This window comes from Bacillus sp. bc15, assembly GCF_900142585.1.
GTDB lineage: Bacteria > Bacillota > Bacilli > Bacillales > Bacillaceae_G > Bacillus_A > Bacillus_A cereus.
This window is the reverse complement of the sequence record NZ_FRBJ01000001.1, coordinates 1,632,283-1,658,215: the sequence shown is the minus strand read 5'-3', so window position 1 is coordinate 1,658,215 and position 25,933 is coordinate 1,632,283. Positions and strand designations below refer to the sequence as shown.

Genomic DNA, 25,933 nt, shown 5'->3' with positions numbered 1-25,933 from the left:
TTACTAAAAGTAATTAGATATAAAATATTTCGTTAAGTTCTATAAATAAGTAAGTTGCAGTAGAAATGCTTTGAATTGCCACTATTAATATTGGGGACAATGAGAGAGCGAAAGGTATAAAAAGAATTGGAATTAGATAACTCTTTGTTTTTTATAAAAACAGGAAGTATAAGAGTATGAGCTTCTGTACAATTCATTTTTAGTATATTGACGAGGATTATACAACAAGAGGGGGACTGAACTTGGAATCAATGACCTTTGTTTTATTTGGAGCGACAGGGGACTTAGCGAAACGCAAAATTTACCCCGCGCTATATAACTTATATAGAGATCAAAAGCTTCCAAAGCAAATATCTGTTATCGGGCTTGGAAGACGTCAAGTATCTCATGAAGATTTTCAAGAAAGAATAAAAGAATCAATAGAGACGTTTTCTCGTCAGAGGGAAGAAGGTACTCCGGAACTGGAAGGTTTTTTAGATAATTTTCGCTATTGTCCATTAGATGTGAGTAAGCCGGAAGACTATGAGAGATTATTACAAGTCGTTCGTGAAAGGGAAGAAGAACTACATATAAAAGGTAATAGAATGTTTTATCTTTCCGTTGCTCCTGAATTTTTCGAGACGATTGCTTTAAATATTAAGGAAAGCGAACTTGATAAAACGGATGGATGGAAACGCCTGATGATTGAGAAACCGTTTGGGCACGACCTTACATCTGCTCGTGAGCTTAATGATAAGCTTAGTCGCACGTTTGAAGAAGACGAGATATACCGTATCGATCATTATTTAGGTAAACCGATGATTCAAAATCTTGAAGCGCTAGAATTTGCAAATCCTGTTCTCCAGTCGATTTGGAATAAAGAACATATAGCGAATGTACAAATCACAGCTAGTGAAACAGTTGGGGTTGAAGAAAGGGCAGGATATTATGACCAGGCAGGAGCCATTCGAGATATGGTTCAAAATCATATGTTACAAATATTAATGATGACTGCTATGAATCTGCCGGAAAAGGTTAATGCGTGTGAAATTCGAGAGGAAAAACGAAAAGTAATGGAGACGCTTCGTAAAGTGAAAAAAGAAGACGTTCAAAACCATATCGTTCGCGGTCAATACGCTTCAGGAGAGATAAAAGGCGGGCAAGTTGTAGCATATAAAGAGGAACCAGGAGTAAATCCTTCTTCTAACATAGACACATTTGTTGCTGCTCGCTTGTGGATCGATAATCCGTTTTGGACTGGCGTTCCATTTTATATACGAACAGGAAAACGAATGAAAGAAAAGTCTACTCGTATTGTAATCGAATTTAAAAATACGTTAAAACAGCAATATCAAGATAATAATCCAAATGCAGAACCTAACTTATTAATAATTGAAATTAGCCCAGGTGAGAACGTTTCATTACAGTTAAATAGTAAAAATCCATTGAAAAATGGAGAAATTGAACCGATGCGTATTAACTTTACTTGTGACCAGGCGGATGTGGGAGTACCTGAAGCGTATGAGAGACTCATTCATGATGCTGTGAGTGGAGACGCTACATTCTTTGCACATTGGAGAGAAGTTGAATTGTCATGGGAATGGGTACAACCAATTCTTGAAGCGTTCGAGGAAAACTTATTACCGCTTCATGAATATGAGTCTGGTTCATATGGTCCAGAAGCGTCTAATGAACTGTTGCAAGAAAGTGGATTTAAATGGTGGTTAGATCAAGAGACGGAAAAATAAGTACTTTCTTTCATGAAAGCATTTAGGGGGACGATTACTATGACACAAAACATAAATCAATTAGCAGTGAATACACTTCGTACGTTATCGATTGATGCTATTAATGCGGCAAACTCAGGTCATCCAGGTCTTCCGATGGGAGCAGCACCAATGGCTTATGCATTATGGGCGAATCATTTAAATTACAATCCTAATCACCCAGAATGGTTTAACCGTGATCGTTTCGTTTTATCGGCGGGACATGGATCTAGTCTGTTATATAGCCTGCTTCATTTAGCTGGATATGATGTTTCAATTGATGACTTGAAAAACTTCAGAAAGTTAAATAGTAAAACACCAGGACATCCTGAGTTTGGTCATACTTCTGGAGTCGAAGCGACGACAGGCCCGTTAGGACAAGGGATTGCCAATGCTGTCGGAATGGCAATGGCAGAAGCGCATTTAGCGGCGAAGTTCAATAAGGATAGTCACTCTATTATAAATCACAATACGTACGCTTTAGTCGGAGATGGTGACTTAATGGAGGGTGTCGCTTATGAAGCGATGTCAATGGCAGGACATATGAAACTTGGCAAGTTAATTGTACTGTATGATTCAAATGAAATTTCACTTGATGGTGAATTAGGCATTGCTTTCTCTGAAGATATTCAGAAAAGGGCAGAATCTGTACATTGGCAATATGTAAGAGTTGAAGATGGAAACGATGTCGATGCTATTACAAAAGCTATTCAATCAGCGAAAGAAAATACGGATCAACCTACTCTTATAGAAATTAGAACTATTATAGGTTATGGAAGTCCAAAAGTTGCTGGAACGAACAAAGCACATGGTAATCCGCTTGGCGTAGAAGAGGCAACAGCGACAAAACAAGTGTATGGTTGGGATTATGAGGAAGATTTCTTTGTACCTGAAGAAGTAAAAGCTCATTTTAATGAACTGAAACAAAAAGGTATTGAAAAAGAAAATGACTGGAATGAGCAGTTCAACTCATACAGAGAGTCGAACCCTGCACTAGCAGATGAATTAGAAAAAGCGATTACAGGTGATGTTTTAATTGAAGCGAAAGACATTCTATCCTTTGATATTGAAAAAACGATTTCCACTCGTGTTGCAAGTGGGGAAGCTATTAATCATTATGTGAAATCGATTCCTTCTATTTTCGGTGGAAGTGCAGATCTTTCTCATTCCACTATGACAGATATAAAAGGTGAAGCTGTGTACGCGGTAGAATCGTATGCTGGACGAAATATATACTTCGGTGTACGTGAACATGCAATGGGCGCGGCAGCGAATGGACTGGCTCTCCATGGAGGAGTAAAACCTTTCGTAAGTACATTCTTTGTATTTAATGATTACCTTCGTCCATCGATTCGACTGGCTGCACTGCAAAATTTACCTGTTACTTACGTATTTACACATGATTCGATTGCTGTAGGAGAAGATGGTCCAACGCATGAACCAATTGAACAATTGGCAGCGCTTCGAGCAATTCCTGGTCTAACAGTTATCCGTCCGTCAGATGCAAATGAAACAGCAAGTGCTTGGGCGTATGCTTTACAGCAAACGGATGGTCCAGTCGTTTTAGTACTGAGCCGTCAAAATTTACCGGTGTTTAATGAAACGAAAGCGAACATAGAGAATCTCTCTAAAGGAGCTTACGTATTAACACAAACAAATGAAAATCCGGATGTAATTTTAATTGCGACAGGTTCTGAAGTATCCTTAGCTGCTAGTGCGAAAGCAAAATTAGAAGAAGAACAAGTTTCTGTTCGCATCGTTGCAATGCCGAGCTGGGAGTTATTCGATCGCCAATCGAACGAATATAAAGAATCCGTTCTTCCGTCTTCTGTAACGAAACGAGTATCTCTTGAGATGGGTGTATCTCTAGGTTGGGAACGTTATGTAGGACAAGAAGGAAAAGTACTATCAATTGAAACATTTGGAGCTTCAGGAACTGGAGCTGAAGTCATGAATCTATTTGGATTTACGACAGAAAATGTTGTTCAAATTACAAAAAATGTGTTGAATTCTTAAGCTATGACTGTGAATACCTTTCTGTACATACTAACATTTCAGTGCTGAAAGGTATTCCAGATTGTAGTGATATGGATTTTTAATAAAAGATGATTTGAGGAGGAATTATATTATGCAAGTAGGATTAATTGGGTTAGGTAAAATGGGATTAAATTTAGGGAAAAATTTAATGGATCATAAACATGAAGTAGTAGCATTTGATTTAAATACGAGCGCAGTAGAAGAAATGAAAGAGTACGGGGCAACGGGTACATCTAGTTTAAGTGAACTTGTTCAGTCATTACAATCACCAAGAATTCTTTGGGTAATGGTACCACACGCTGTTGTTGATTCTGTTATTGATGAGGTTACACCACTTTTATCAAAAGGAGATATTTTAATTGAAGCTGGTAATTCACATTATAAAGAGTCTATCCGCCGATATGAGCAATTAAAGAAAGATGGCATTCACTTTATGGATGCAGGAACTTCTGGCGGAATGGAAGGCGCTCGTAATGGTGCTTGTTACATGATCGGAGGAGATCAAGAAGCTTGGGACATCGTTGAACCTATCTTCCGCGATACTGCTGTAGAAAATGGATTCTTATATGCTGGAAAAGCTGGTAGTGGTCACTTCTTAAAAATGGTTCATAACGGAATTGAATACGGTATGATGGCTGCTATTGGTGAAGGATTTGAGATTCTAGAGAAAAGTGAATTTGACTACGATTATGAAAAAGTATCAAGAGTATGGAACAACGGTTCAGTAATTCGTTCTTGGTTAATGGAATTAACAGAAAATGCATTTTCTAAAGATGCAAAACTGGATGAAATTAAGGGTGTTATGCATTCTTCTGGTGAAGGAAAATGGACAGTAGAAACAGCATTAGACCTTCAAACAGCAACTCCTGTTATCGCAATGTCTCTATTAATGCGCTACCGCTCATTAGACAATGATACATTTACAGGAAAAGTTGTAGCAGCTCTGCGCAATGAATTTGGCGGACATGCAGTAGAAAAGAAATAAAGTGAAACTTTAATAAATAGGGGCTTTATTCCATACCAATCGGGCTTTTACGGGATAAGCATATTAAACATGTAACTCATCAACGTTTAAAAACTGGAGGGAATTGATCATGAAATTTTTTATTGATACTGCAAATCTTGAGGACATAAAAAAAGCATATAAACTTGGAGTTTTAGCTGGTGTTACAACGAATCCTTCTTTAGTAGCAAAAGAGGGCGTTAAGTTTGAAGACCGTATCGCAGAAATTTGTCAGGCAGTACCTAAAGTTGAGTCTGTTTCGGCAGAAGTAACTCCAGATGCTGTTACAGCTGAAGAAATGATTGCTCAAGCAGAAGAATTAATTAAAATTAACGGTGGCGATAAAAACGTCACGATAAAACTTCCAATGACGCTAGCAGGATTAGAAGCTTGTCGCTATCTTACTGAAAAAGGTGTGAAAACGAACGTTACACTTATTTTCACTGTGAACCAAGCACTTTTAGCTGCTCGAGCGGGTGCAACGTACGTTTCTCCATTTTTAGGACGCTTAGATGATATTTCTGAAGATGGTGTATTATTAGTTGCTAAAATTGCTGAATTATTCGATGTTCATCAATTAGATACACAAATTATTGCGGCTTCTGTCAGACATCCAGATCATGTAACTCGTGTAGCGATGGCAGGTGCTCATATTGCAACAATTCCTTATAAAGTAATTGAACAACTTGCTATGCACCCATTAACAGACCAAGGTATTGAGAAGTTTGCTGCGGATTGGGCGAAAGCTCCTAAATTATAATGCATGAAAGTGAAGGTGCTTTCCGAAAATTGCTTTTCATGAGAGGACAAATCCTAAGTAACTTCATCGTTTAAACTGGATCCTGAGTTTGTAGTCTTACTACGTGAAAACAGCAGAGAAGAAAGTGTCATTCACTTTTAAAAAAGGAAAAATTGATCGCGCGAAGCATTTATCACAATAACATTATAATTATTAAAGAGAAATCCCCTTATTAGAGAGATGAGTTATAGTGTATCTCTAATAAGGGAGATTCTTTTTATATAAATCATTATGATGTGAAGATGCTTTTAAGTGTATAGCAATATGTAAAGGTATCTTTTACTCACGTAAGAACTATATAGGTTCTTTTAATTATATAGTAATTATGAAAGGGTTTACATAAAGGGGGATTGAGTATGAATATGTACCTTTTAATGATTACATTATTATCAATCGTAATTGTTATTTTAGGGGTGTCGTGGTGGAGATGGCATGCGTTTATTAGTTTAACGGTTGCAAGTTTGTTTTTAGCAATTATGTCTGGAATGCCAATGGATAAAATAGTGAGTGCTTATGAAACAGGAGTGGGAAGTGTTCTAGGGCATTTAGTAGGTATTTTAGTATTAGGTACAATTTTAGGGAAAATGATGGCAGAGTCAGGTGCTGGAATGCAAGTGGCAGAGTTCTTTATTAAATCCTTTGGGATAAAAAACTTACCATGGGCTATGTTAATTGCAGGTTTTATTATTGGAATCCCGGTGTTTTTTGAAGTAGGCATTTTAATATTACTGCCGTTAGTAATTTCAATTCATAAAACAACGAAACAAAATATTTTATTAATAGCATTACCAGCAATTGCTGGGCTATCTGTCGTGCACGGTCTTGTTCCTCCGCATCCAGGGGCCATAGTTGCAATTGGTATTTATAAAGCGAATCTTGGGAATGTACTAATGTATTCACTCATTATTACATTTTTTGCAGCGATTATTGCAGGTCCTATATTTGCGAAATGGATTCACAAACGTGTAATTCCTGAAAATGAGCCAGAATTGATTCGTGTAAATACAAAATCAACGAAATTACCAGGAATAGGAGTTTCATTTTTAGTTATATTGTTACCTGTTATGTTAATGGTTTTAGCTGCAGCAGCTCCTTATGTGCCTCTTTCTAATACTTTGATGAAGATTATCACATTAATCGGTAGTCCTATCATTGCACTATTGATTGCATGTTTTGCGGCGTTCTATTTTCTTGGATTTCGTCAAGGTATCGATAAAAAAGCTATTAAGAAGATAACAGAAGATAGCTTATTACCAATCGGTTCAATTGTTGCGATTATTGGTGCCGGCGGGGGTTTTAAGCAAATTCTTATCGATAGTGGGGTAGGGAATGCTATTGCTCAAATGTCTGAACATTTAGCTCTATCTCCAATTGTATTAGCATTTATAGTAGCTGGTTTAATTCGAATTGCGACAGGGTCAGCGACAGTCGCCTTAACAACAGCAGCGGGTATCGTTTCGCCAATCGTTGAAAATACAACAGGTGTGAACTTAGAGTTACTCGTTATGGCAACAGGTGCAGGAGCATTAATGTTTTCACACGTAAACGATGCTGGTTTTTGGATGGTAAAAGAATACCTAGGTTTAACAGTGAAAGAAACATTTAAAACATGGACAGTATTAGAAACGTTACTTTCATTTATCGCTTTTGGAGGAGTTTTACTACTCGATATGTTTGTTTAAAATAAGGATATTTTTATATGAATGTAGAGAGATAACTTTAGCACATAACGTTATGAATAGATAAAATAAATGTATTTTTATGGTTCTTATATTATTAGGATACTATAGGGATTTTTTGTTAGGAGGAAGAAATGGTGAGCTCAAAATATATGATTGGTGTAGACATTGGGACAACTAGTACAAAATCAGTTCTATTTTCTACTGATGGATCTGTTATTGCTAGTCATGGAATTGAATATCCTTTATATTCTCCTACGCCTGAAACAGCGGAACAAGACCCAGAAGAAATTTTTCGTGCAGTAATAAATACGATTAAAGAAACTATACGATCAAGTAGTGTACAGCCAAGTGATATTCTTTGTGTCTCTTTTAGTTCGGCAATGCATAGTCTCATTGCTGTAGATGAAAAGGGGAATCCATTAACGGGATGTATTACTTGGGCAGATAATAGAAGTGCAAGCTGGGCGGAGAAAATAAAGAATGATATGAATGGTCATGAAATTTACCTTCGTACTGGCACACCAATTCATCCTATGTCACCGCTTTCGAAATTAGTTTGGCTACAGAATGAGAAGGCAGAGTTATTCGCAAAAAGTTATAAATTCATTTCTATTAAAGAATATGTTTTTTACAAGTTATATAAAGAGTATGTAATTGATTATTCTATAGCGTCAGCGACAGGGATGTTTAATTTGAAATCTTTAAAATGGGATGAAGAGGCTTTACATGTTGCGGGAATTACAGATGAAAAGCTTTCTAAACTTGTTCCAACAACGCACAGTTTAACAGGATTAGATGAAGAGCTTGCCAAAGAGATGAATGTACTTGTTTCTACGCCTTTTGTAGTAGGAGCGAGTGATGGAGTACTATCTAATTTAGGTGTAAATGCAATAGATCCTGGCGTTGTGGCTGTTACCATTGGTACAAGCGGTGCGATACGTGCTGTAACAGATCGTCCTGTAACAGATCCGAAAGGTAGAATTTTTTGTTATGCGTTAACTGAAGACCATTGGGTAATCGGTGGACCAGTAAATAACGGCGGTATGATTTTCAGATGGGCTCGTGACCAATTAGGCACTTCAGAGATTGAACTTGCGAAGCGTTTAGGGAAAGATCCATATGAAGTACTTACTGAAATAGCGGCAAAAGTGAATCCTGGATCTGACGGTTTATTATTTCACCCGTATTTAGCAGGGGAAAGAGCTCCTTTATGGAATGCAAATGCACGAGGATCTTTCTTTGGACTCGGATTGCATCATAAGAAAGAACATCTTATCCGTGCTGTTTTAGAAGGAGTAATTTATAACTTGTATACCGTTCTTCTCGCTTTAAAAGAGTTAATTGGCGAACCGAAAAAAATTCAAGCGACAGGCGGCTTTGCAAGGTCGGAACTTTGGAGACAGATGATGGCGGATATCTTCCATCAAGACGTATATGTTCCGGAAAGTTTTGAAAGCTCTTGCTTAGGAGCTGCAATCCTCGGTTTATATAGTTTAGGTGAAATAGATACATTATCCGTAGTTTCTGAAATGGTAGGTGCAGATTTTCATCATGAGCCAAACATGGAAAGTGTGGAAAAATATAAAGATTTAACGCCAATCTATATTCGTCTGTCCCGTCAATTGGAAGAAGAATATGAAAGTATAGCAGCGTATCAAAAAAAGTGGGTTTAAAAGCTATTTACCAAGAAAATATGGTAACGTATAAAGAAGTACTCCGATTTTTTTGGATACTCTTTCAACATAAAATATTTTAAGAAGCATGATGAACGTAAAATATAGGGAGAGAGGGTTATGAAAATGAAGGATAACAAAGAGTTTATTGGATATGTTGGAACTTACACGAAAGAAAATAGCGAAGGAATATATAAGTTTACTTTAGACACAGAAGCAAAAAAAATTAGTAATGTAACACTTGCCGCTAAGCTGGATAACCCTACATATGTAACGATTAACCAAAATAATGAATATCTCTATTCTGTTGTTAAGGAAGGCGAATCTGGCGGTGTAGCTGCGTATTCCATTGATAGTCATACTGGAGAACTAAAAGCGAGAAATAGACAAGTAGTAGAAGGTGCTTCTCCTTGTCATATTAGTGTTGATAGTGGAAATCATACAGTAGTTACAGCGAATTACCATAAAGGAACGATTGAGTCTTTTGAAATAAATGAAGAAGATGGAACTGTAAATCCTGCTTCATCTATTATGGCGCATGAAGGTTCAGGTCCGAATAAAGAAAGACAAGAAAAACCACATGCACATTACGCGGGGTACACTCCTGATGAAAAATATGTAGTGGGCGTTGATTTAGGGATAGATAAAATAATTACGTATGAAGTAAAAGATAGTACATTAATAGAAGTGAATCGTTTATCTGTAAATCCAGGAAGTGGTCCAAGACATATTACTTTTCATCCGAATGGAAAGTATGCGTATGTGATGACGGAGCTTAGTTCAGAGGTTATTGTGTTAACATATAATCCTGCAGAAGGATCCTTTACAGAATTACAGTATATTTCTACTGTTCCAGAACAATTTGATGAAAATAATCAAGGAAGTGCGATTCATATTTCTTCTGACGGCCGTTTTGTATATGCAGGTAATCGTGGTCATAATAGTATCGCTGTTTATAGCGTAGATCAAAATTCAGGTCAGCTTACATTTGTTGAACACACATCTACAGAAGGAAATTGGCCAAGAGACTTTGTATTAGATCCTACTGAAAAGTTCCTTGTTGCTACAAATGAAAAGTCACATAATCTTGTGTTATTTTCAAGAGATGAATCTACAGGTAAGTTAACACTTTTACAATCTGATGTTGCTGTGCCAGAGCCTGTTTGTGTGAAGTTTTTAAATATATAATTTCAGATGCCTAAACAAAAGCAAAGCGATATCGCTTTGCTTTTTATTATTTCTTTTTCGGTCTACGTACTAATTCGCCGCCGCAGTTTGGACAAACGTTATGTCTTTCTTCTGTACATGGTGCGCAAAATGTACATTCATATACACAAATGTATGCTTCAGAATCTTGTTCGAGCGATTGATCGCAAATTTGACAGTTTGTTTTCATTTCTAGTGCCATAATAAGTCTCCTTTTTAGTTAGAAAATTTATAATTTAATTATAATTCATTAAATAGAAATAGTCCTTTTCAATTGAAAGGAAATCGAATGATAAAGTTATGAATTGAAACGAAAGATGCTGGTTTATTTTAAAATTGATTATTTATTACAGTTGGAATATTATGAAATAGTCAAAAGACAACAGGGGGTATAGATTTTGACTAATCATAACGATCATTTAAAAGCAAACTGCGAAACATGCTTCGGTCTATGTTGCGTTGCATTACCGTTCGCAGCATCGGTAGATTTTGCAGTGAATAAAGATGGTGGTAAACCATGTTCCAACTTACAATCAGATTTTAAATGTAGTATACATAAAAATCTTAGAGGAAAAGGTTATAAAGGTTGTACAGTATTTGAGTGTTTCGGTGCTGGACAGAAGATTTCTCAGGGTACGTTTAAAGGGATTGATTGGCGGAAAGATGCAAAGCATGCAAGAAAAATGTACGATGCTTTTCCAGTTATGCATCAACTTCATGAAATGCTTTGGTATTTGAATGAGGCGATTCTTTTAAAGGCAACACAGCCAATTCATAAAGAGCTGGAGAACGCAATTGAGGAGACAGAGCGACTTTCGAATTTAAATCCAGATGAGTTAATGAAAATAAATGTTCCAATGCATAGGGCAGAGGTGAACATTCTTCTTTTAGAAACGAGCGAATTAGTATGGAAGGAAATGAATACTGCGCGTAAGAAACGAATCATTCACCGCGGAGCAGACCTTATGGGAGCAAATCTGAAAAAGAAAGATTTACAAGGAGCAAATTTAAGAGGAGCATATTTAATTGCGGCAAACTTAAATGGAGCAGACTTACGAGGGGCAGATCTCATTGGAGCAGATTTACGAGATGCAGATATTCGCGGAGCAGACTTTACAAATTGTATTTTCCTGACGCAAGTTCAAATTAATGCGGCGAAAGGGGATAAGCATACGAAATTACCGAAATTATTGTCCCGTCCATCGCATTGGAGTGCGTAAAGGGTGAGGAGTATTTAGTGTGGATATATTTCAGTATTTAGAAGAGATGCAAGAGGATCTCTTTTCGTTAGCAGTAGAGCAAATAGAAGCGAAGTATTATGATATATACCGATTTGTATTGGTTTTCACGACCAAGATCCAATAATGCGAACAGGCAGAGACTAAGAATCTCTGCCTGCTTTTTATTTCTTTTCAAAAGTAGTAATGAAAACGCTACATATAATGAGAATACCACCAATGAAAAAGTTACTATTTAATGTCTCATTTAATAAGAGCCAACCAAGTAATGATCCAACGATAGGTTGGAAGAAGAAAAATAAGGAACCGATGCTTGCATCCATTAAGTCTAATCCTTTATTCCAAAGGAAAAAGGCACCTGCTGTTGAAACGATTCCTAAGTATAATACGCCTAATATTACGTACGTATTTACTGTTCCGATAGAGGATGTTTGTAGTTCTCCTATCATAAAAGGTGTAATAAAAAAGAGTGAAAAGAATATGGCATACGTTGTAATAACTAAGGATGAAAATTGGATTGAAGCGATTTTTACATAAATAGATAGTAAGGCCCACGTAATAGCGGCTCCAACTAAAATGATTGTTCCGATAAAATAGGAGCCAATTTCAATATCCCATCCGATTACGATAATGACACCGATTGTCGCTATTATAGTAGATAAAAGTCTACGAGCGGTTAGTTTTTCTTTCAAAATGAGCGCTGCAAATATAACCATAAATGCAGGCGTAGCTGATGTAACTAACGAGCCTGTATGAGCGTCGGATAATTTTGTTCCGATAAATTGGCATGTGATTGAAATGAAATATCCAATAAATCCTATCCAAGCGAAGAGGAGCCAATCTTTTTTGCGAATGTTTACTTTTTTCTTTTGTTTTTTCTCAGCTAGTTTCAAAATGCCATACAAAACAACAAAAGCAATGATAAAGCGTAGCCAAACGAGTGTTAGTGGTGGGATAAAATCGAGTACGTATTTGCTAACAACATACATACCGCCCCATATACTTGCTGCTAGTGATAAACATATAGCTCCTAAAATGGTTTGTTTCATTTGAAGTACCTCCGTCTATTTTTAGGGTAATATGAGTTCCCTAAGACGAGGCATAGTGTATGTGTTATAAGCCCGTCTTAGTTTATAGACGGCCTACAGGTTGATCGTTTTCGAATGAAGTGTTGTAGTACATGTGTATTCCTCCTTTTTAAGTTATAGTGATAGTATAACTTAATTTTCTGATTATTGGAGGGTGTTATGAAATATATCGTTATAAAATCACATGTTAGCAATTATCCTAATCCAATTCGCTTAGAAGAGGGGAATGTAGTGAAAATGATAGAGAGTTACGCTGGTCCTGAAAATTGGGAAAACTGGATGTTTTGTCACGAAGAGAAATATGACCGGAAAGGATGGGTTCCGGAGCAAATTATAAGAAAAGATATGAATGGAACAGGAATTATTATAAAACAATATACTGCGAAAGAATTAAATGTGAGTATTGGAAAAAGATTGATCGGATTAGAAGAATTGAATGGATGGGTTTGGTGCGAAGGAAGAGATGGTGAGGAGGGCTGGGTACCAAAGGAAAACTTACAAAAATATTAATAATAATATTTGATCAATAATTAGGAAACATATTTTTGCTTATGAGTATATTGGTTGTAGGATAAAAAGTAGATTAATAGAGAAAGAGGAGGAGATTATTATAACTACAACCGTTATTTCACATTTTTACAATGAAGAGTATTTATTGCCATGGTGGCTTATGCATCATACGAAACTTTTTGATCATGGTATTTTAATTAATAAAGGTTCAACAGATCGTTCCGTTGAGATTTGTAAAAAATTCGCACCGCATTGGGAGGTGCGAGATTCTGTAAATCCAGAGTTTGATGCATATGCGACAGATCATGAAGTGATGAGGATAGAACAAGAAGTACAAGGATGGAAAATGATTTTAAATACGACTGAGTTTCTTTGCGTGCAAGATAAAAATCAGTTTTGGAAATCGCTAAATGAATTGGGGGGGAGGATGTATTGGCTGGACGGGCTTATTATGATTGATGATCCTAACTACAACTATCCGGACCTTAACTTTGGAATACCTTTAATGAAACAGCGGTTTCATGGTTATTTACCAGAAGATTGGCCGTTATGGAGAAGAGGTAGATTTATTCATAATCATGAGCATGGAAGTTATACGGTTGGAAGACATTTATCTGCGCATGAATCGATGATTTATCCACCTCTTGCCTGTATATTATGGTTTGGGTTTAGTCCGTGGAACGATGCGATGAGAAAGAGAAAGTTACAAATTGGTCCGACTCTTTCTGAAGCTAGTAAGCATGGGGGAATGGGGACGCATCATATTGTTACGCCGGAAAGATTAGAAGGATGGTATAAGGAATTAGCGAGAGGAACGAAGGATTTACGTTTTAATGATGCATATCGTTATGTTTTTGTATAAATGATTTCCACCATAAAATTGTTTCTTCAATTCCTGTATTTAGATCGTATGTTGGTTTCCAGTTTACTTCAGTTTTTAAACGTTCTACATTAACCCCGACAAATAAAGGTTCATCTTTAGAGAAAGGGATTGCACCTAGTTTAATTAAATCTTCTTTTCCTATCTTTTTAGCAATGATAGAAGCTAACTCTTTAATTTGTACAGATTGACCAGAAGCGATATTGATGGTGCCTGTAACGCTGTGTTCTAATATTGTTACGAGAGCGTCAGCGACGTCACTCACATGGAGGAAATCTCTCGATTGTTTTCCATGTGTACATAGTGCTTCCTCGTTTTTTAATAAGGAAGTGATAATGTTAGAAACGAGCCGATTACCTTGTTCGTGAGGTCCATACATATGAAAAATGCGGCCCCAACACATGCTGAGGCCTGTTTGTTGTGCATACGTTTCTAGCCAAGAGTGCAGTGCATTTTTACATAAAGAATACGGGGTTTTATAGGAAAGGAGCGGTGAATCTTCAAATAATACGCCGTTAAACCATTCGTACTCTGCGCCAGTACCTGCAACGACAACACGCTTTCCGCCGTATGTTGTGAAGTATTGAATCAATGAAATACTAGACTTTAGCCAATAGTAATTATTAATAGATACATAGCATGCTGGTGGCACTGCTTCCCAAGCAAGGTGAATGAGATGGCTAGGCTGAACGTCGTAAATGAATTGTTTTACTTCGTCATCGCGAAGCAAGTTTACTTTATGCCAATGGCAAGGGAGGTGAGAGGGGTTATTTTTATTATACGTGGCGTACACTTCATATCCCTTTTGTATAAGTGAATGTACAACATATTTACCTATCCAGCCACTACCACCTGTTACAACAACTTTCTTCATGGCTCGATCACCTCAATTTCTGGAACCGTCACTAAAAATTTACCGCCCCATTCACGAATGAAAGAGCATTCTTTCATAATTTCGTCTTTCAAATTCCAAGGAAGTATAAGAATGTAATCTGGTTTTGTACGTTTAATTTCTGCTGGAGATTTTATTGGAATACGAGTTCCTGGTAAAAGGAGATTTTGTTTGTGAGGATTTTTATCTACTGTATAAGCTAGAAATTCTTTACCTATCCCGCAATAATTCAAAAGGGTGTTTCCTTTAGCGGGAGCACCGTAACCGATAATTTGTTTGTTTAAAGCTTTCGCTTCAATAAAAAACTTTAAAATATTTATTTTCAATTGTTCGATGCGTTTAGAAAAAAGGAGATAGCAATCTAAAGTACCTAACCCGTGGTCGACTTCTTTTTGAATTAATTTTGTAACATTGGAATGGATAGTTGATTGGGCACTTAGATGGTTTACAAAAATCCGTAAGGAACCACCATGCGTTGAAAGTTCTTCTACATCAACAATTTGTAAATGATGATAACTTAAAACTTTTTGAAGGCTTATAAGTGAGAAGTAGGAAAAGTGCTCATGGTAGATAGTATCGAACTGTTTAAAGGATATGAGGTTTAATAAGTGTGGGAATTCAATTGTTATCGTGCCATCTTGTTTTAATAACGTTTTTAAACCGGCAACAAAATCATGCAAGTTTGGAACGTGTGCTAATACGTTATTTGCGACGATTAAATCAGCTTGTGGCAATTTTTTTGCTAAGTCATTACTGAAAAAATTCACATGAGTAGGAATTCCTTTTTTGATAGCAATTTCTGCTACGTTTTTCGCGGGTTCAATTCCCAATGTCTCGATATTTTCTTTTTTAAAGTATTGTAATAAGTACCCATCGTTACTTGCGATTTCAATCACTTTTGAATGTTTCGTTAAGTTGAAACGCTTAATCGCCATTTCTACATATTGTTTAGCGTGTAGTAGCCAACTTGAGGAGTAAGAGCTGAAGTATAAATAGTTATGAAAAATATTTTGTGGAGATTCAAATTCATCTAGCTGTACGAGTAAACAAGAGTTACAAACAAATGTGTGCAGCGGATAAAAAGGTTCCATTTTATATGAGCTTTCAGGAGCTACAAATGAATTAGCAAGAGGGGAAACGCCCAAATCTAAAAAAGTGTTGGTTAGTAATGAGTGGCAAAAACGGCATTTTTTCTGTTCCATTTTATAGCCCCCTTATAAATTTTTGAATGCATCGATTTGTTGTCGTGTGAAAGATTCTATCTTTTCACCAGATGCATATTTTTTGTACCAATCAACAGTCCAAGCGACAGCATCATCTGTTGATAACTTAGGAGTCCAGCCGAGTTTGTTTACTGCTTTTGTACTATCGAGTGTTAAAACAGGTGATTCATAAGGAGTATTTGTAGAGGAGGAAATGATTGTTAGTGGGTTATTCCATAATTTTATTACAGATTCAATGACATCATGAACGGTTCTGCTAGATTCATTAATCGGTCCGAAATTCCATGCTTCTGCATATTTAGCATCATTCCAAAGTTTTTCAGCTAAAAGGATATAGCCATGTAGAGGATCTAAAACATGTTGCCACGGACGGATGGCATATTTGTTTCGAATACACAAAGTATGATTGTGCAAATATGCCCGAATGATATCAGGGAATAATCGATCTTCTGCCCAATCACCACCACCAATAACGTTACCTGCTCTTACAGAAGCAAGCGAAGTAGTATTCGTGTGAAAAAAAGATTGGTGATAAGATGTTGTAACTAATTCAGCACAAGCTTTACTAGCGCTATAAGGGTCGAAACCTCCTAGTCGGTCATTTTCCACGAACGCTCGGTCGCCACTACCGTCATTCTCATAACATTTATCGCTTGTCACATTAATAATGGCACGTACGCTTTCGAAGGACTTTGCTGCTTCTAGCACGTGGACAGTACCTAAAACATTCGTTTTGAATGTATCGATAGGATTTTTGTATGAAGCGGTTACGATTGGCTGAGCTGCTAAATGAAATATTATGTCGGGTTTATGCTGCTTCATGGCATGAAATAAAGAATGGTAATCTGTAATATCGCCTTTTATTGTCGTGCACTCTTTTGCTACGTTACCTTGTTCAAAAATGTTAGGAATGGATGGGGGATGAGAAGAAAAGCCTACTACTTCTGCACCTAAAGAACTTAAGAAAAGGGTGAGCCAGGAGCCTTTAAATCCAGTATGTCCCGTAATAAATACTTTTTTCTTATTCCAAAAAGATGATGAAGCCATATTACCAAACCTTCCACGGAGCGTTATTACTTTCCCATAGCTCGACTAATTTATTTTTATCGCGCAATGTATCCATCGGATGCCAAAAACCAGAATGTTGATATGCGGCCAATTCATTTTTGTTTACTAACTGAACTAAAGTGTCTGTTTCAAAAACAGACTTATCTCCACTAATGTAATTGAAAACTTCAGGATTTAAAACGAAAAATCCACCGTTAACCCATCCGCCATCACCTAATGGTTTTTCTTGAAAAGATGTTACAGACTGTTTATCTAATATGAGAGAACCAAATCTACCAGGAGGTTGTACGGCAGTAACAGTAGCCATTTTCCCATGTTTTTTATGGAATGTAATAAGTTCTTTTATATTTACATTACTTAATCCATCACCATAAGTGAGGCAGAAAGGTTCGTCTCCGACATAATTTTGAATCTTTTTCACTCGGCCACCCGTTTCGGTATTTACACCAGTATCGATTAGTGTAACTTTCCATGGTTCTACACGATGAGAATGGCTAGTAATTGTATTATCGTTTAACTGTATTGTGAAATCAGACATGTGTAAGTTGTAATTTAGAAAGAACTCTTTAATTGCATATCCTTTATAGCCTAAGCAAATAATAAACTCAGTAATCCCGTAATGACTATACAAACTCATAATGTGCCATAGAATGGGCTTTGTTCCAATTTCAATCATAGGTTTCGGTTTTAAATGTGTTTCTTCCCCAATTCTTGTACCGTACCCACCAGCAAGAATAACAGCTTTCATTTTTTCCTCCTAAAATAAAAATTTATTATTTATACAGTATTCATGTTTTATGCAAATGAGATTGTTTTTGATTAAGCGAATGAAAATGTTTGAGGTGATGACGATGCAGAAAATATTACGGTTTGAATTTTGGGAATAATTCTTGATATTCAGGGTTATGACGGAGGTCTTGTGTTAGGTTACTAAGCTCTAAAAAACGTATGTCCAGTACTTCAGGAGATTGACCGTAATGTGTTTGAAGCCCCATTTGAATACCCCTTTTTGAAAGGGTAGGTGTAATTTGTAATTTTCTTGCCTTTGATTGTTCATTCCAAGGGCTAAAATAGAATTTTAAAATAAATGAAGGATAGTCATAAATTATATATCCGTGCCGCGAATGATGTCTACCAGGTAAATATGCACCGTCTAGATGATTGTGAATAAATCTCCAAGCACATCCGAGATTTGGGTTATAAGGGAAGACACCGTGGTATCGCTGTTCTACTAAGGGGATAGAATATCTAGGCTTTGAATAATTATAATTATGATTATCTATCATTAAAATCATTCTAATCGCATACATGTTTTGGCCTAGTGTATGAAGAGATGAAAAAAATTCTTCAGTATTATTACAACAAAAGAATTCAGTAGTATTTAAAACGATTTTCCAACCTGAAACTTCTCTTTCAATTTCCATCACTTCAATATCAGTATTAGTTGGATCAAACTCAAGAAATCTTGAATTTCGTACTTCCCAGTGGGGTGCTAATAGTTTACAAATCTCTACGGAACGATCTGTAGACCCCCTATTAATTAAAATGCCGTGATCGAATATTTTCGTGTGATGCATAAGCCACCATGGAAGTAGGTATTCTTCATTATAAAAATGAGAAATGATTGTCTTTTTCATATTAATTCCCTCCTATACAAGCAATCATTATTAGTAGGATATGCTTTTAAATAAGAAAGGTTAAAAGTGGCAGACAATGTAGTGATTAGGTAGTAGTTTAGTAATTTTATTGTATAAGTGTAGATTACTCGTATTGAATCATCATAGGAGGAGATTGGAATTTTGTATAAATTGTGAATAATAAACCGTCACGTTTGACTGTACAGTTTATGTGTTGTATGATGTAAGTAATATAAACAAGGGGGGAAGATCGTTGGGAAGGTGTATCGAATCGGACAGTTGGCTCTCATGGCTCACGTGTCGAAACGAACGATTGATTATTATACGAATCTAGGTATCTTAAAAGCGGAGCGATCTCAATCTAATTATCGCTATTACGACGAAACAGCATTTGAGACATTACAATTTATTGAGAAGTGCAAAGAAATGCATATGCCGCTTTGTGAGATTAAAGAGAAAATCGAGGAGAAGAAGAAGCTGCTCGGTATCAATGAACACGTTTCGAAACAAGTGAATGAAGTGACAGACCATATTCATCAATTAGAAGTGGAGCTTACTGAGTTAAAGCCGCTTTTAGATGGATTGACTGATTCACAACGTGAAAAAATATCGAAATCTTTATCTGGTCAAACGACAGCTTTAATACAGACACTTGCTCTATTATTATAGAATAAGTGAAATCCGACCTCTTTAATTTTTGTATCGGGCTATGTTTTCTAACAAACAAATAAGAAAACATTATAGTATACAGGAGGTGGACACCTTAGTTTTTTAACTAAGGGGATTCATTGGAAATATTTAATTTAGTCATGGTTGCGATTTTAATCGCATTTACTGGATTTTTCGTAGCAGCAGAGTTTGCGATTGTAAAGATACGTTCAAGCCGTATCGATCAGCTTGTTGCGGAAGGAAAACGCGGTGCTTTAGCAGCGAAAAAGGTAACAACAAATTTAGATGAATATTTATCTGCTTGTCAATTAGGTATTACAGTTACAGCTATGGGATTAGGTTGGTTAGGTGAACCGACAATTGAAAAGTTATTACACCCGTTATTTGAGAAATGGAACTTAAATCCTTCTATTTCATCAGTATTAACATTTGGTCTTGCTTTTATGATTATGACGTATTTACACGTTGTAGTAGGGGAATTAGCTCCGAAAACGATGGCAATTCAAAAGGCTGAAAGGGTAACGTTATTATTGGCAGGTCCATTAATGATGTTCTATAAAGTAATGTATCCATTTATTTGGGTATTGAACGGTTCAGCTCGTGTGATAACTGGTTTATTCGGTTTAAAGCCAGCTTCAGAACATGAAGTAGCTCATACAGAAGAAGAATTACGTCTTATCCTTTCAGATAGCTATGAAAGTGGCGAAATTAATCAAGCTGAATACAAGTATGTAAATAACATTTTTGAATTTGATAATCGTATTGCAAAAGAGATTATGGTACCGCGAACAGAAATCGTTGGTTTCTACCTGGAAGATTCAGTAGAAGAACACATGAAAGTGATCCAAAATGAGCGATACACACGTTATCCGATTTTTGGAGAAGATAAAGATGATATTATCGGTATGGTCAACGTAAAAGATTTCTTTATTCGATATATGACCGAGGATCAAAAAGATTTATCATCTATTCGCTCGTATATGCGTCCGATTATTGAAGTGATGGAAACGACTCCAATTCACGATTTATTACTTCAAATGCAGAAGAAGCGAATTCCGATGGCTGTTTTATATGATGAGTACGGAGGAACAGCTGGAATTGTAACGCTTGAAGATATCTTGGAGGAAATCGTCGGCGAAATTCGTGACGAATATGATGAAGATGAAGCACCACCAATTCAACATGTGAACGAGCAACATATTATTGTTGATGGAAAAGTGCTTATCTCAGAAGTGAAAGATTTATTTGGATTACACATCGAAGAAGATGATGTGGATACAATCGGTGGATGGATTATGATGCAAAATCATGAAATCGAAGAAGGACAACACGTTGAGGCGGAAGGTTATGAATTTAAAGTGTTAGAAAAAGACGCTTACCAAATTAAACGTGTTGAAATTCGTAAGATGGAACAAGAACAAGAAGAAGAGAAAGCAGCAACTGTGTAAGTTGCTGCTTTTCTTCTAAAGTACAAAAAATGAGAACTTAGGAGCGGATATTTTGATTCAAGAAGCCTTACGTGTATATCGATTACAATTGTATGTGATCTTTAGTGGTTTACTACTTATGTGGACGATTACTCCGTTTGGAAAACAAGTGACAGGGTTCGGTATTGGATTAGCAGTAAGCGCCTATTGTCTTTGGTTATTAGCTCGCAGAGTGGAGAAACTCGGGAAAAGTATCGTAATGAAGGAAAAGGCTCCTGGATTAGGAGTTTTAAACCGATTTGCAGCTGCTATTTTAGGAGCTATCATCATGTATGAAATTGAGCATGAAATGGAAATGTGGGCATTTGGTACAGGTATTTTAGGTGGTCACTTTTTAATGATTGCAAATTTAGCGTATGCAAATATGCAGTTAGTGAAAGAAGAAGAGAAGCAAAGGGAACATGCTTCGAAAAACATAGAGCTATGATGAAAGGGACCTAATCGGGTTCCTTTTTTAGTTTAGCGATAATATACAAGTAATCAAATTAACGACAAATATAATACGCTTCTTTTTTGTGTTTTTCAATAGTATGAAAAATAATAAAAAAATTTTAAAAAACCCATCGATTTCTAAAGGTTATGTATGTTATTATGACAAAAGACTTTTTGAAAGAGGTGGATACCAATGTTACAAGCGTTACTTATTTTTGTGCTTCAAATTATTTACGTTCCCATTTTAACAATCCGTACGATTTTGCTTGTAAAGAATCAAACAAGATCCGCTGCTGGTGTTGGATTGTTAGAAGGGGCTATTTACATTGTCAGTTTAGGTATTGTGTTTCAAGATTTATCAAATTGGATGAACATCGTTGCCTATGTCATTGGCTTTAGTACAGGACTATTATTAGGCGGTTATATAGAGAATAAATTAGCAATTGGTTATATTACGTATCAAGTTAGTTTACTAGACCGTTGTAATGAATTAGTAGACGAATTACGTCACTCTGGATTTGGCGTTACAGTATTTGAAGGCGAAGGTATTAATTCTATACGTTATCGCTTAGATATCGTCGCAAAGCGTTCTAGAGAGAAAGAGCTTTTAGAAATCATTAATGAAATTGCACCGAAAGCGTTTATGTCTTCGTATGAAATTCGCTCGTTTAAGGGTGGATATTTAACGAAGGCGATGAAGAAAAGAGCGTTAATGAAGAAGAAAGATGAACATGCATCGTAAAAAAGAGGAATAGTGATGCATTAAAAGCGCAGTATAAGTCCAAATGTAAAAGGGAGGAATCTATTTTGATGTAGATTCCTCTCTTTTTTTATGAAAAATATTCATTTATTAATTCAAAAAGCTAAATCGTATAATTATTTTTTTTACTCATTCTCAAATTAATGATTAGCCATATAATTTGAAAAAATACTGGTATGATAAACGTGATTAATAAAACGATAAGTGATATTGATTTAATTTCGGGTGTTTGAGTAACACCGGCCCCATCAACATCTCGTAGCCAAATAAGAGCTGCCCATATTCCAAAAACGATAATCCAAAATATGTTACCAATCCACCAAGAAATCCATCGTTTTTTCATGTTAGCACCCCCTACATTTATCTACTGTTAAAAGTATATTTTCTTTTGTTACATTTATAATGAAACAACTTTAAAATCAGTTTTTAACTGTATATCTAACTTGTTTGAAGGTTACTATTTCTCCATCATCATCATCGTCTTTCGTTTGTAAAAGTTGAACTTTTGGTTTGTAGTCCGTCCTATGAGCGTGTTCGATATCTTTAATGTTAAGTTTGTAGGATTCACTATTTTTTAGTTTTTGTTCCAACACTTTTTTATTAGCAACATAAATAAAAGTTACTTTATTTTCATCAATGCCTTTAGTTTTAATTTCTAATTCATTGTCTTTTGCTGTAATCGTTGGTGTTAATAATTCCATACTGCCTTTCCCGCTTTCTAAAGAATTCTCTGCTATAGTTGAACATCCTGATAATATGATTCCAGTGAATAGAAGAACAGCTAATTTCTGTTTCATAACATCCCTCAATTCCATGTGATTTTTGATTTTGGTATTGCTAGATTACTAGTGTGGAGTGTAAATGTTTAGTTAGTATCCTCTTAATTGTACCATAATATGTAAAATGAAACAGGATGTATATCCAATTTAAGGGAGAATGAAAAATTTACTGATTTTTGTAAATTCGTATGTTTTAGCTTCTATTTCAATCGAAATGTAGACGAGAGAAAGAAATTTTTTTATAGAAATTATAATTTTTACATTTTACAATAATGATAGGGAATAGATGAATTCATTTACTTCGGAGGTAGTTATTTGAACATTAATGAGAAGGCAATTGAAATGTTTGAACAAAATAAATATGAGGAAGCAATGGAACTGTTTCAACAAGCAGTACATGAATCTAGAGACGTACAATCTCTCAATAATCTGGCTTGGATGTACTTTTATGAGGAAGAGAATGATGATAAAGCTCTTGAATTAATAAGAGAAGTTGTTAAGTTGAATCCTTCTTCATACTTTCCTTATAACATCTTAGGGGACATTTACATGAAACAAGAAAAATGGACAGAAGCGAAAGAAGCATTACAAAAGTCTATTTCGATTCAACCATCAGATGAAGCATATCATAATGTAGCTGTAGCGCATTATAACCTTGGAGAGCTGGAAAAAGCTTCAGACTTTTTCTTGCGAGTTGCAGGGGATTCGGACTATATCATGTATAGCTATGTAAAATGTTTAATTGATTTAGAACGAACGACAGAAGCAAAAGAGAAGTTAGATACTTTTAACAGGGAATCTGATAATTTTTTAGGGGAAATTAATGTAGCAGATTTATATGTTGAGTTGAATTGCTATAAAGAAGCAATTGAATGGTTCGAAAAGGGATATAAAGAATGCTGGAAAAGTCCTAATTGGATTGGTAGATTTGTGTATGCTCTATATAAAACGAATAATTTCTCCCGTATAAATGAAGTTATACGGGAATCTATCGAAGCGAAAACAGCAGAAATAGAAGATGTTCAGAATGAAGAAGTAGAAGAAAACTGGACAGAAAATGATAAGAAAGAGTTAATTGAGGAATATACAGAAGAGAATAATTGTTATAAAACAATGGTAGAACGTATCAAATCTGGATACGTTCCAGGGTTAGAATTTGAAACGGATTTTATAGGTGGGTGCTATTTGTTTGGTTGTAAAAGGCATAATCATCTTGAATATGAACAATAAAAAGATTCGACTGTCACATATGATGGTCGAATCTTTTTCGTTATAGGTCGCTTGTATTACATAGGTGTATATCCTCTTTAGAGGCCACTTTTTTTATATTCAAAATATGTAGTGAAATAAAACCAATAAGTCCTATTCCGCCAAAAATAAGCCATGGTGTATACATTCCGCTTAAGTTGGATGTAAAAGATGTACCGGTATAATTACCAATGATAAAACCAAATGCGAGTGATAGTTGATAAAATCCGAAGAAAGTGGCTGTATATGATTCATTACTGTAATTTGCAATAGCGATATCAGCGTTAGGTAATACGAGTGTTTCACCGATTGTAAATAAAATTACACAAATAAAGAGCCAATATGGGTGTTGAAATAAAGGAATGAGTAAAAAGGAAATACTCATTAATAAAACACCGTATTTAATAATCGAAAGTGTGTTGTATTTGTGGAATAATTTTCGGAATAATACCATAAATATGACGCCTGTTATCGCATTTATCGTAATAACGAGTGTAGCAAGTTGATTGCTATTACTAATGTTTTTCATATGAAGTGGAAGTGCGACAGTAAGCTGAGTAAACATAATATAGAAGAAAATCATGATAAAGGAAAACAGAAGGAAAGACTTGTTTTGTAAGATGGCCTGTATTCCTAATGTAATAGACGTGTTTTCAGTAGTGACTTGGAAGTGATTTTTAAGTAAGTAAAAGATAAAAGCAAATAACAGCATAAGAGATCCTGTTAGAGAGAAAGCGTAGAGTGGATCGAGTAAGAGTAAGAACCCTCCTGCAATTGGTCCGATTATTGCACCGCAATTAAAGCTAAGGTTTAAATATGTAAATAAATTTTTTCTCAAATGAGCTGGCTGTGAGCCAAATATAGCGCGAGCGGCAGGTTCGTAAAATGCAGTTCCGAAGCCAATAAGTGCAGAAGAAATAGAAATTGTATAGAAATCAGAGCATATTCCTAAAGCGATAAATCCGATTCCTCTCAAAAATAAACCAGCTATCATCATAATGATATAGCCTATTTTGTCAGCAATTAACCCTGAGAATAATGGGATAACTCGTGATGTAATTGTCATAACCGTCAACACTGTTCCTACTTGGACAGCAGAAAAATGAAGAAAGGTTAATAGATAAATAGCTAAAAATGCGTATACTGCAAAATATCCAAAAGACATAAAAAATGAAGAAATAAGCATGAAACGTATCGGTGTTGAGAAACTTTTCATAGAAATCCCCCTAATTATGTAACCAGTAAAATTATTTGATGGTTAACTATTTTATACTATAATTATACATAAAGTCAGAAAAAAGTAAATTTTAAGAAGAAGGTGGATCGAATTGAATCAAAACGCTCCAAATGAACTAGAATATATTCGGGAATTTTTAAATACATGGAGAATACCAAACGATACGAGAGAGCCAATTGATTTGCTGCAAACAAAAGAAGATATAAAGCTCTTTATGAAAGAATATTTTGATGAAGAGTTTCCATTTCATACGATAGAGGAATTAAGAGGTTTTCGAGAAGATATTCGGATGACAATTGAAGGCGAAGGATCATTGCAAAAATGGTTAGAGAAATACCCATTTCATGTACATATAAAGGATGATATGAAAGGTATTACATATGAACCAGTATATGAAGAGAATGTGTATACAAAAATGTTAAGCATTGTGTTAATGTCAATTCAAGAAAATGTGTGGGGAAGGTTAAAAGCATGTCCAGATTGTCGCTGGGTATTTTATGATTATTCGCGAAATGGAAGTAAAAGATGGTGCGGTATGTATGCTGGAGAAGAAGGAGGAAGAGCATGCGGTACGATTGCAAAAGTGAAAAACTACCGGGCGAAGAGAAAAGGGCGATCTGGTTATGATATGTAATTAATA

The 25,933-nt window shown here is 35.7% G+C and carries 27 protein-coding genes; 17 read left to right on the top strand and 10 right to left on the bottom strand.

What is annotated here, in order from left to right:
• Positions 1 to 242 precede the first annotated feature (242 nt).
• The 7 genes from zwf (at position 243) to BUA87_RS08410 (ending at position 10,127) form a co-directional block, all read left to right on the top strand.
• On the top strand, positions 243 to 1,727 hold the full coding sequence (gene zwf / locus BUA87_RS08440; protein ID WP_072939153.1) for a glucose-6-phosphate dehydrogenase: 1,485 nt from the start codon (positions 243 to 245) through the stop codon (positions 1,725 to 1,727).
• A gap of 39 nt (positions 1,728 to 1,766) precedes the next feature.
• A complete protein-coding gene (gene tkt / locus BUA87_RS08435) occupies positions 1,767 to 3,761 on the top strand; it encodes a transketolase (RefSeq protein ID WP_000193055.1) in 1,995 nt (664 codons plus the stop codon).
• A gap of 112 nt (positions 3,762 to 3,873) precedes the next feature.
• Entirely contained in the window at positions 3,874 to 4,767 is an 894-nt protein-coding gene (gnd, locus tag BUA87_RS08430; RefSeq protein ID WP_001195925.1) for a phosphogluconate dehydrogenase (NAD(+)-dependent, decarboxylating), read from the top strand.
• A gap of 109 nt (positions 4,768 to 4,876) precedes the next feature.
• Positions 4,877 to 5,545: a fructose-6-phosphate aldolase gene (fsa, locus tag BUA87_RS08425; protein WP_000667692.1), complete on the top strand. Its 669-nt coding sequence runs from the start codon at positions 4,877 to 4,879 to the stop codon at positions 5,543 to 5,545.
• A 395-nt stretch (positions 5,546 to 5,940) separates the two neighbouring features.
• Positions 5,941 to 7,266 carry a gluconate permease GntP gene (gene gntP / locus BUA87_RS08420; protein WP_072939150.1) on the top strand — a complete coding sequence of 442 codons (1,326 nt, stop codon included), beginning with the start codon at positions 5,941 to 5,943 and terminating at the stop codon, positions 7,264 to 7,266.
• A gap of 131 nt (positions 7,267 to 7,397) precedes the next feature.
• On the top strand, positions 7,398 to 8,939 hold the full coding sequence (gene gntK / locus BUA87_RS08415) for a gluconokinase (RefSeq protein ID WP_000254948.1): 1,542 nt from the start codon (positions 7,398 to 7,400) through the stop codon (positions 8,937 to 8,939).
• A 120-nt stretch (positions 8,940 to 9,059) separates the two neighbouring features.
• Positions 9,060 to 10,127 (top strand): lactonase family protein, encoded by a 1,068-nt coding sequence (locus BUA87_RS08410; RefSeq protein WP_072939147.1) that lies wholly within the window; start codon positions 9,060 to 9,062, stop codon positions 10,125 to 10,127.
• Positions 10,128 to 10,173: 46 nt separating this feature from the next.
• On the opposite strand, the gene BUA87_RS08405 is transcribed toward BUA87_RS08410, so the two are convergent.
• Complete coding sequence (locus BUA87_RS08405) at positions 10,174 to 10,347, bottom strand: DUF1272 domain-containing protein (RefSeq protein WP_001162788.1); 174 nt, start codon at positions 10,345 to 10,347, stop codon at positions 10,174 to 10,176.
• A gap of 196 nt (positions 10,348 to 10,543) precedes the next feature.
• Between BUA87_RS08405 and BUA87_RS08400 the strand changes: the two genes are divergently transcribed.
• Both BUA87_RS08400 and BUA87_RS31710 read left to right on the top strand, forming a co-directional pair.
• Positions 10,544 to 11,365 carry a pentapeptide repeat-containing protein gene (locus tag BUA87_RS08400; protein ID WP_071714593.1) on the top strand — a complete coding sequence of 274 codons (822 nt, stop codon included), beginning with the start codon at positions 10,544 to 10,546 and terminating at the stop codon, positions 11,363 to 11,365.
• Between the two features lie 19 nt (positions 11,366 to 11,384).
• On the top strand, positions 11,385 to 11,510 hold the full coding sequence (locus BUA87_RS31710; protein ID WP_254905753.1) for a hypothetical protein: 126 nt from the start codon (positions 11,385 to 11,387) through the stop codon (positions 11,508 to 11,510).
• 37 nt (positions 11,511 to 11,547) lie between these two features.
• On the opposite strand, the gene BUA87_RS08395 is transcribed toward BUA87_RS31710, so the two are convergent.
• Positions 11,548 to 12,432 (bottom strand): DMT family transporter, encoded by an 885-nt coding sequence (locus tag BUA87_RS08395; RefSeq protein WP_071714592.1) that lies wholly within the window; start codon positions 12,430 to 12,432, stop codon positions 11,548 to 11,550.
• Between the two features lie 198 nt (positions 12,433 to 12,630).
• Here BUA87_RS08395 and BUA87_RS08390 point away from each other — a divergent pair, with 198 nt between their 5' ends.
• The gene (locus BUA87_RS08390) at positions 12,631 to 12,981 is read left to right on the top strand and encodes an SH3 domain-containing protein (protein WP_071714591.1); all 351 of its coding nucleotides are present in this window, start codon (positions 12,631 to 12,633) and stop codon (positions 12,979 to 12,981) included.
• A 61-nt stretch (positions 12,982 to 13,042) separates the two neighbouring features.
• Positions 13,043 to 13,843: a glycosyltransferase family 2 protein gene (locus BUA87_RS08385; protein WP_071714590.1), complete on the top strand. Its 801-nt coding sequence runs from the start codon at positions 13,043 to 13,045 to the stop codon at positions 13,841 to 13,843.
• Here BUA87_RS08385 and BUA87_RS08380 read toward each other — a convergent pair.
• The 5 genes from BUA87_RS08380 to BUA87_RS08360 all read right to left on the bottom strand — a co-directional run bounded on the left by BUA87_RS08380 (position 13,812) and on the right by BUA87_RS08360 (position 18,681).
• Positions 13,812 to 14,735 carry an NAD-dependent epimerase/dehydratase family protein gene (locus BUA87_RS08380; protein ID WP_072939144.1) on the bottom strand — a complete coding sequence of 308 codons (924 nt, stop codon included), beginning with the start codon at positions 14,733 to 14,735 and terminating at the stop codon, positions 13,812 to 13,814. The two genes, BUA87_RS08385 and BUA87_RS08380, sit on opposite strands and share 32 nt — an antisense overlap.
• A complete protein-coding gene (locus BUA87_RS08375; RefSeq protein WP_016512529.1) occupies positions 14,732 to 15,955 on the bottom strand; it encodes a class I SAM-dependent methyltransferase in 1,224 nt (407 codons plus the stop codon). Before BUA87_RS08375 ends, BUA87_RS08380 begins: the two co-directional genes overlap by 4 nt.
• 12 nt (positions 15,956 to 15,967) lie before the next feature.
• A complete protein-coding gene (gene rfbG, locus BUA87_RS08370; protein ID WP_071714588.1) occupies positions 15,968 to 17,023 on the bottom strand; it encodes a CDP-glucose 4,6-dehydratase in 1,056 nt (351 codons plus the stop codon).
• A gap of 1 nt (position 17,024) precedes the next feature.
• On the bottom strand, positions 17,025 to 17,792 hold the full coding sequence (gene rfbF, locus BUA87_RS08365; protein WP_000648807.1) for a glucose-1-phosphate cytidylyltransferase: 768 nt from the start codon (positions 17,790 to 17,792) through the stop codon (positions 17,025 to 17,027).
• Positions 17,793 to 17,907: 115 nt separating this feature from the next.
• Entirely contained in the window at positions 17,908 to 18,681 is a 774-nt protein-coding gene (locus BUA87_RS08360) for a glycosyltransferase family 2 protein (RefSeq protein WP_000750972.1), read from the bottom strand.
• Positions 18,682 to 18,942: 261 nt separating this feature from the next.
• On the opposite strand from BUA87_RS08360, the gene BUA87_RS08355 reads away from it, so the two are divergent.
• From BUA87_RS08355 to BUA87_RS08340, 4 genes are all read left to right on the top strand, one after another.
• Positions 18,943 to 19,350 (top strand): MerR family transcriptional regulator, encoded by a 408-nt coding sequence (locus tag BUA87_RS08355; RefSeq protein WP_000285635.1) that lies wholly within the window; start codon positions 18,943 to 18,945, stop codon positions 19,348 to 19,350.
• Positions 19,351 to 19,469: 119 nt separating this feature from the next.
• Positions 19,470 to 20,798, top strand: coding sequence for a hemolysin family protein (locus tag BUA87_RS08350; RefSeq protein ID WP_000402258.1), 1,329 nt, complete (start codon positions 19,470 to 19,472; stop codon positions 20,796 to 20,798).
• 52 nt (positions 20,799 to 20,850) lie between these two features.
• Positions 20,851 to 21,264 carry an ATP synthase subunit I gene (locus BUA87_RS08345; RefSeq protein ID WP_000613876.1) on the top strand — a complete coding sequence of 138 codons (414 nt, stop codon included), beginning with the start codon at positions 20,851 to 20,853 and terminating at the stop codon, positions 21,262 to 21,264.
• A 198-nt stretch (positions 21,265 to 21,462) separates the two neighbouring features.
• Positions 21,463 to 22,011 carry a DUF2179 domain-containing protein gene (locus tag BUA87_RS08340; protein ID WP_000938441.1) on the top strand — a complete coding sequence of 183 codons (549 nt, stop codon included), beginning with the start codon at positions 21,463 to 21,465 and terminating at the stop codon, positions 22,009 to 22,011.
• A 121-nt stretch (positions 22,012 to 22,132) separates the two neighbouring features.
• On the opposite strand, the gene BUA87_RS08335 is transcribed toward BUA87_RS08340, so the two are convergent.
• Together BUA87_RS08335 and BUA87_RS08330 are read right to left on the bottom strand one after the other, a co-directional pair.
• Complete coding sequence (locus tag BUA87_RS08335) at positions 22,133 to 22,372, bottom strand: DUF3923 family protein (protein ID WP_016512531.1); 240 nt, start codon at positions 22,370 to 22,372, stop codon at positions 22,133 to 22,135.
• Between the two features lie 76 nt (positions 22,373 to 22,448).
• Positions 22,449 to 22,844: a hypothetical protein gene (locus BUA87_RS08330; RefSeq protein WP_074047503.1), complete on the bottom strand. Its 396-nt coding sequence runs from the start codon at positions 22,842 to 22,844 to the stop codon at positions 22,449 to 22,451.
• Positions 22,845 to 23,123: 279 nt separating this feature from the next.
• Between BUA87_RS08330 and BUA87_RS08325 the strand changes: the two genes are divergently transcribed.
• Complete coding sequence (locus BUA87_RS08325; RefSeq protein ID WP_053563948.1) at positions 23,124 to 24,038, top strand: tetratricopeptide repeat protein; 915 nt, start codon at positions 23,124 to 23,126, stop codon at positions 24,036 to 24,038.
• A 40-nt stretch (positions 24,039 to 24,078) separates the two neighbouring features.
• Here the strand turns inward: BUA87_RS08325 and BUA87_RS08320 are convergent, their stop codons facing one another.
• On the bottom strand, positions 24,079 to 25,272 hold the full coding sequence (locus BUA87_RS08320; protein ID WP_016512534.1) for an MDR family MFS transporter: 1,194 nt from the start codon (positions 25,270 to 25,272) through the stop codon (positions 24,079 to 24,081).
• Between the two features lie 112 nt (positions 25,273 to 25,384).
• On the opposite strand from BUA87_RS08320, the gene BUA87_RS08315 reads away from it, so the two are divergent.
• Positions 25,385 to 25,927: a CGNR zinc finger domain-containing protein gene (locus BUA87_RS08315; protein ID WP_001072944.1), complete on the top strand. Its 543-nt coding sequence runs from the start codon at positions 25,385 to 25,387 to the stop codon at positions 25,925 to 25,927.
• Positions 25,928 to 25,933: the final 6 nt, after the last annotated feature.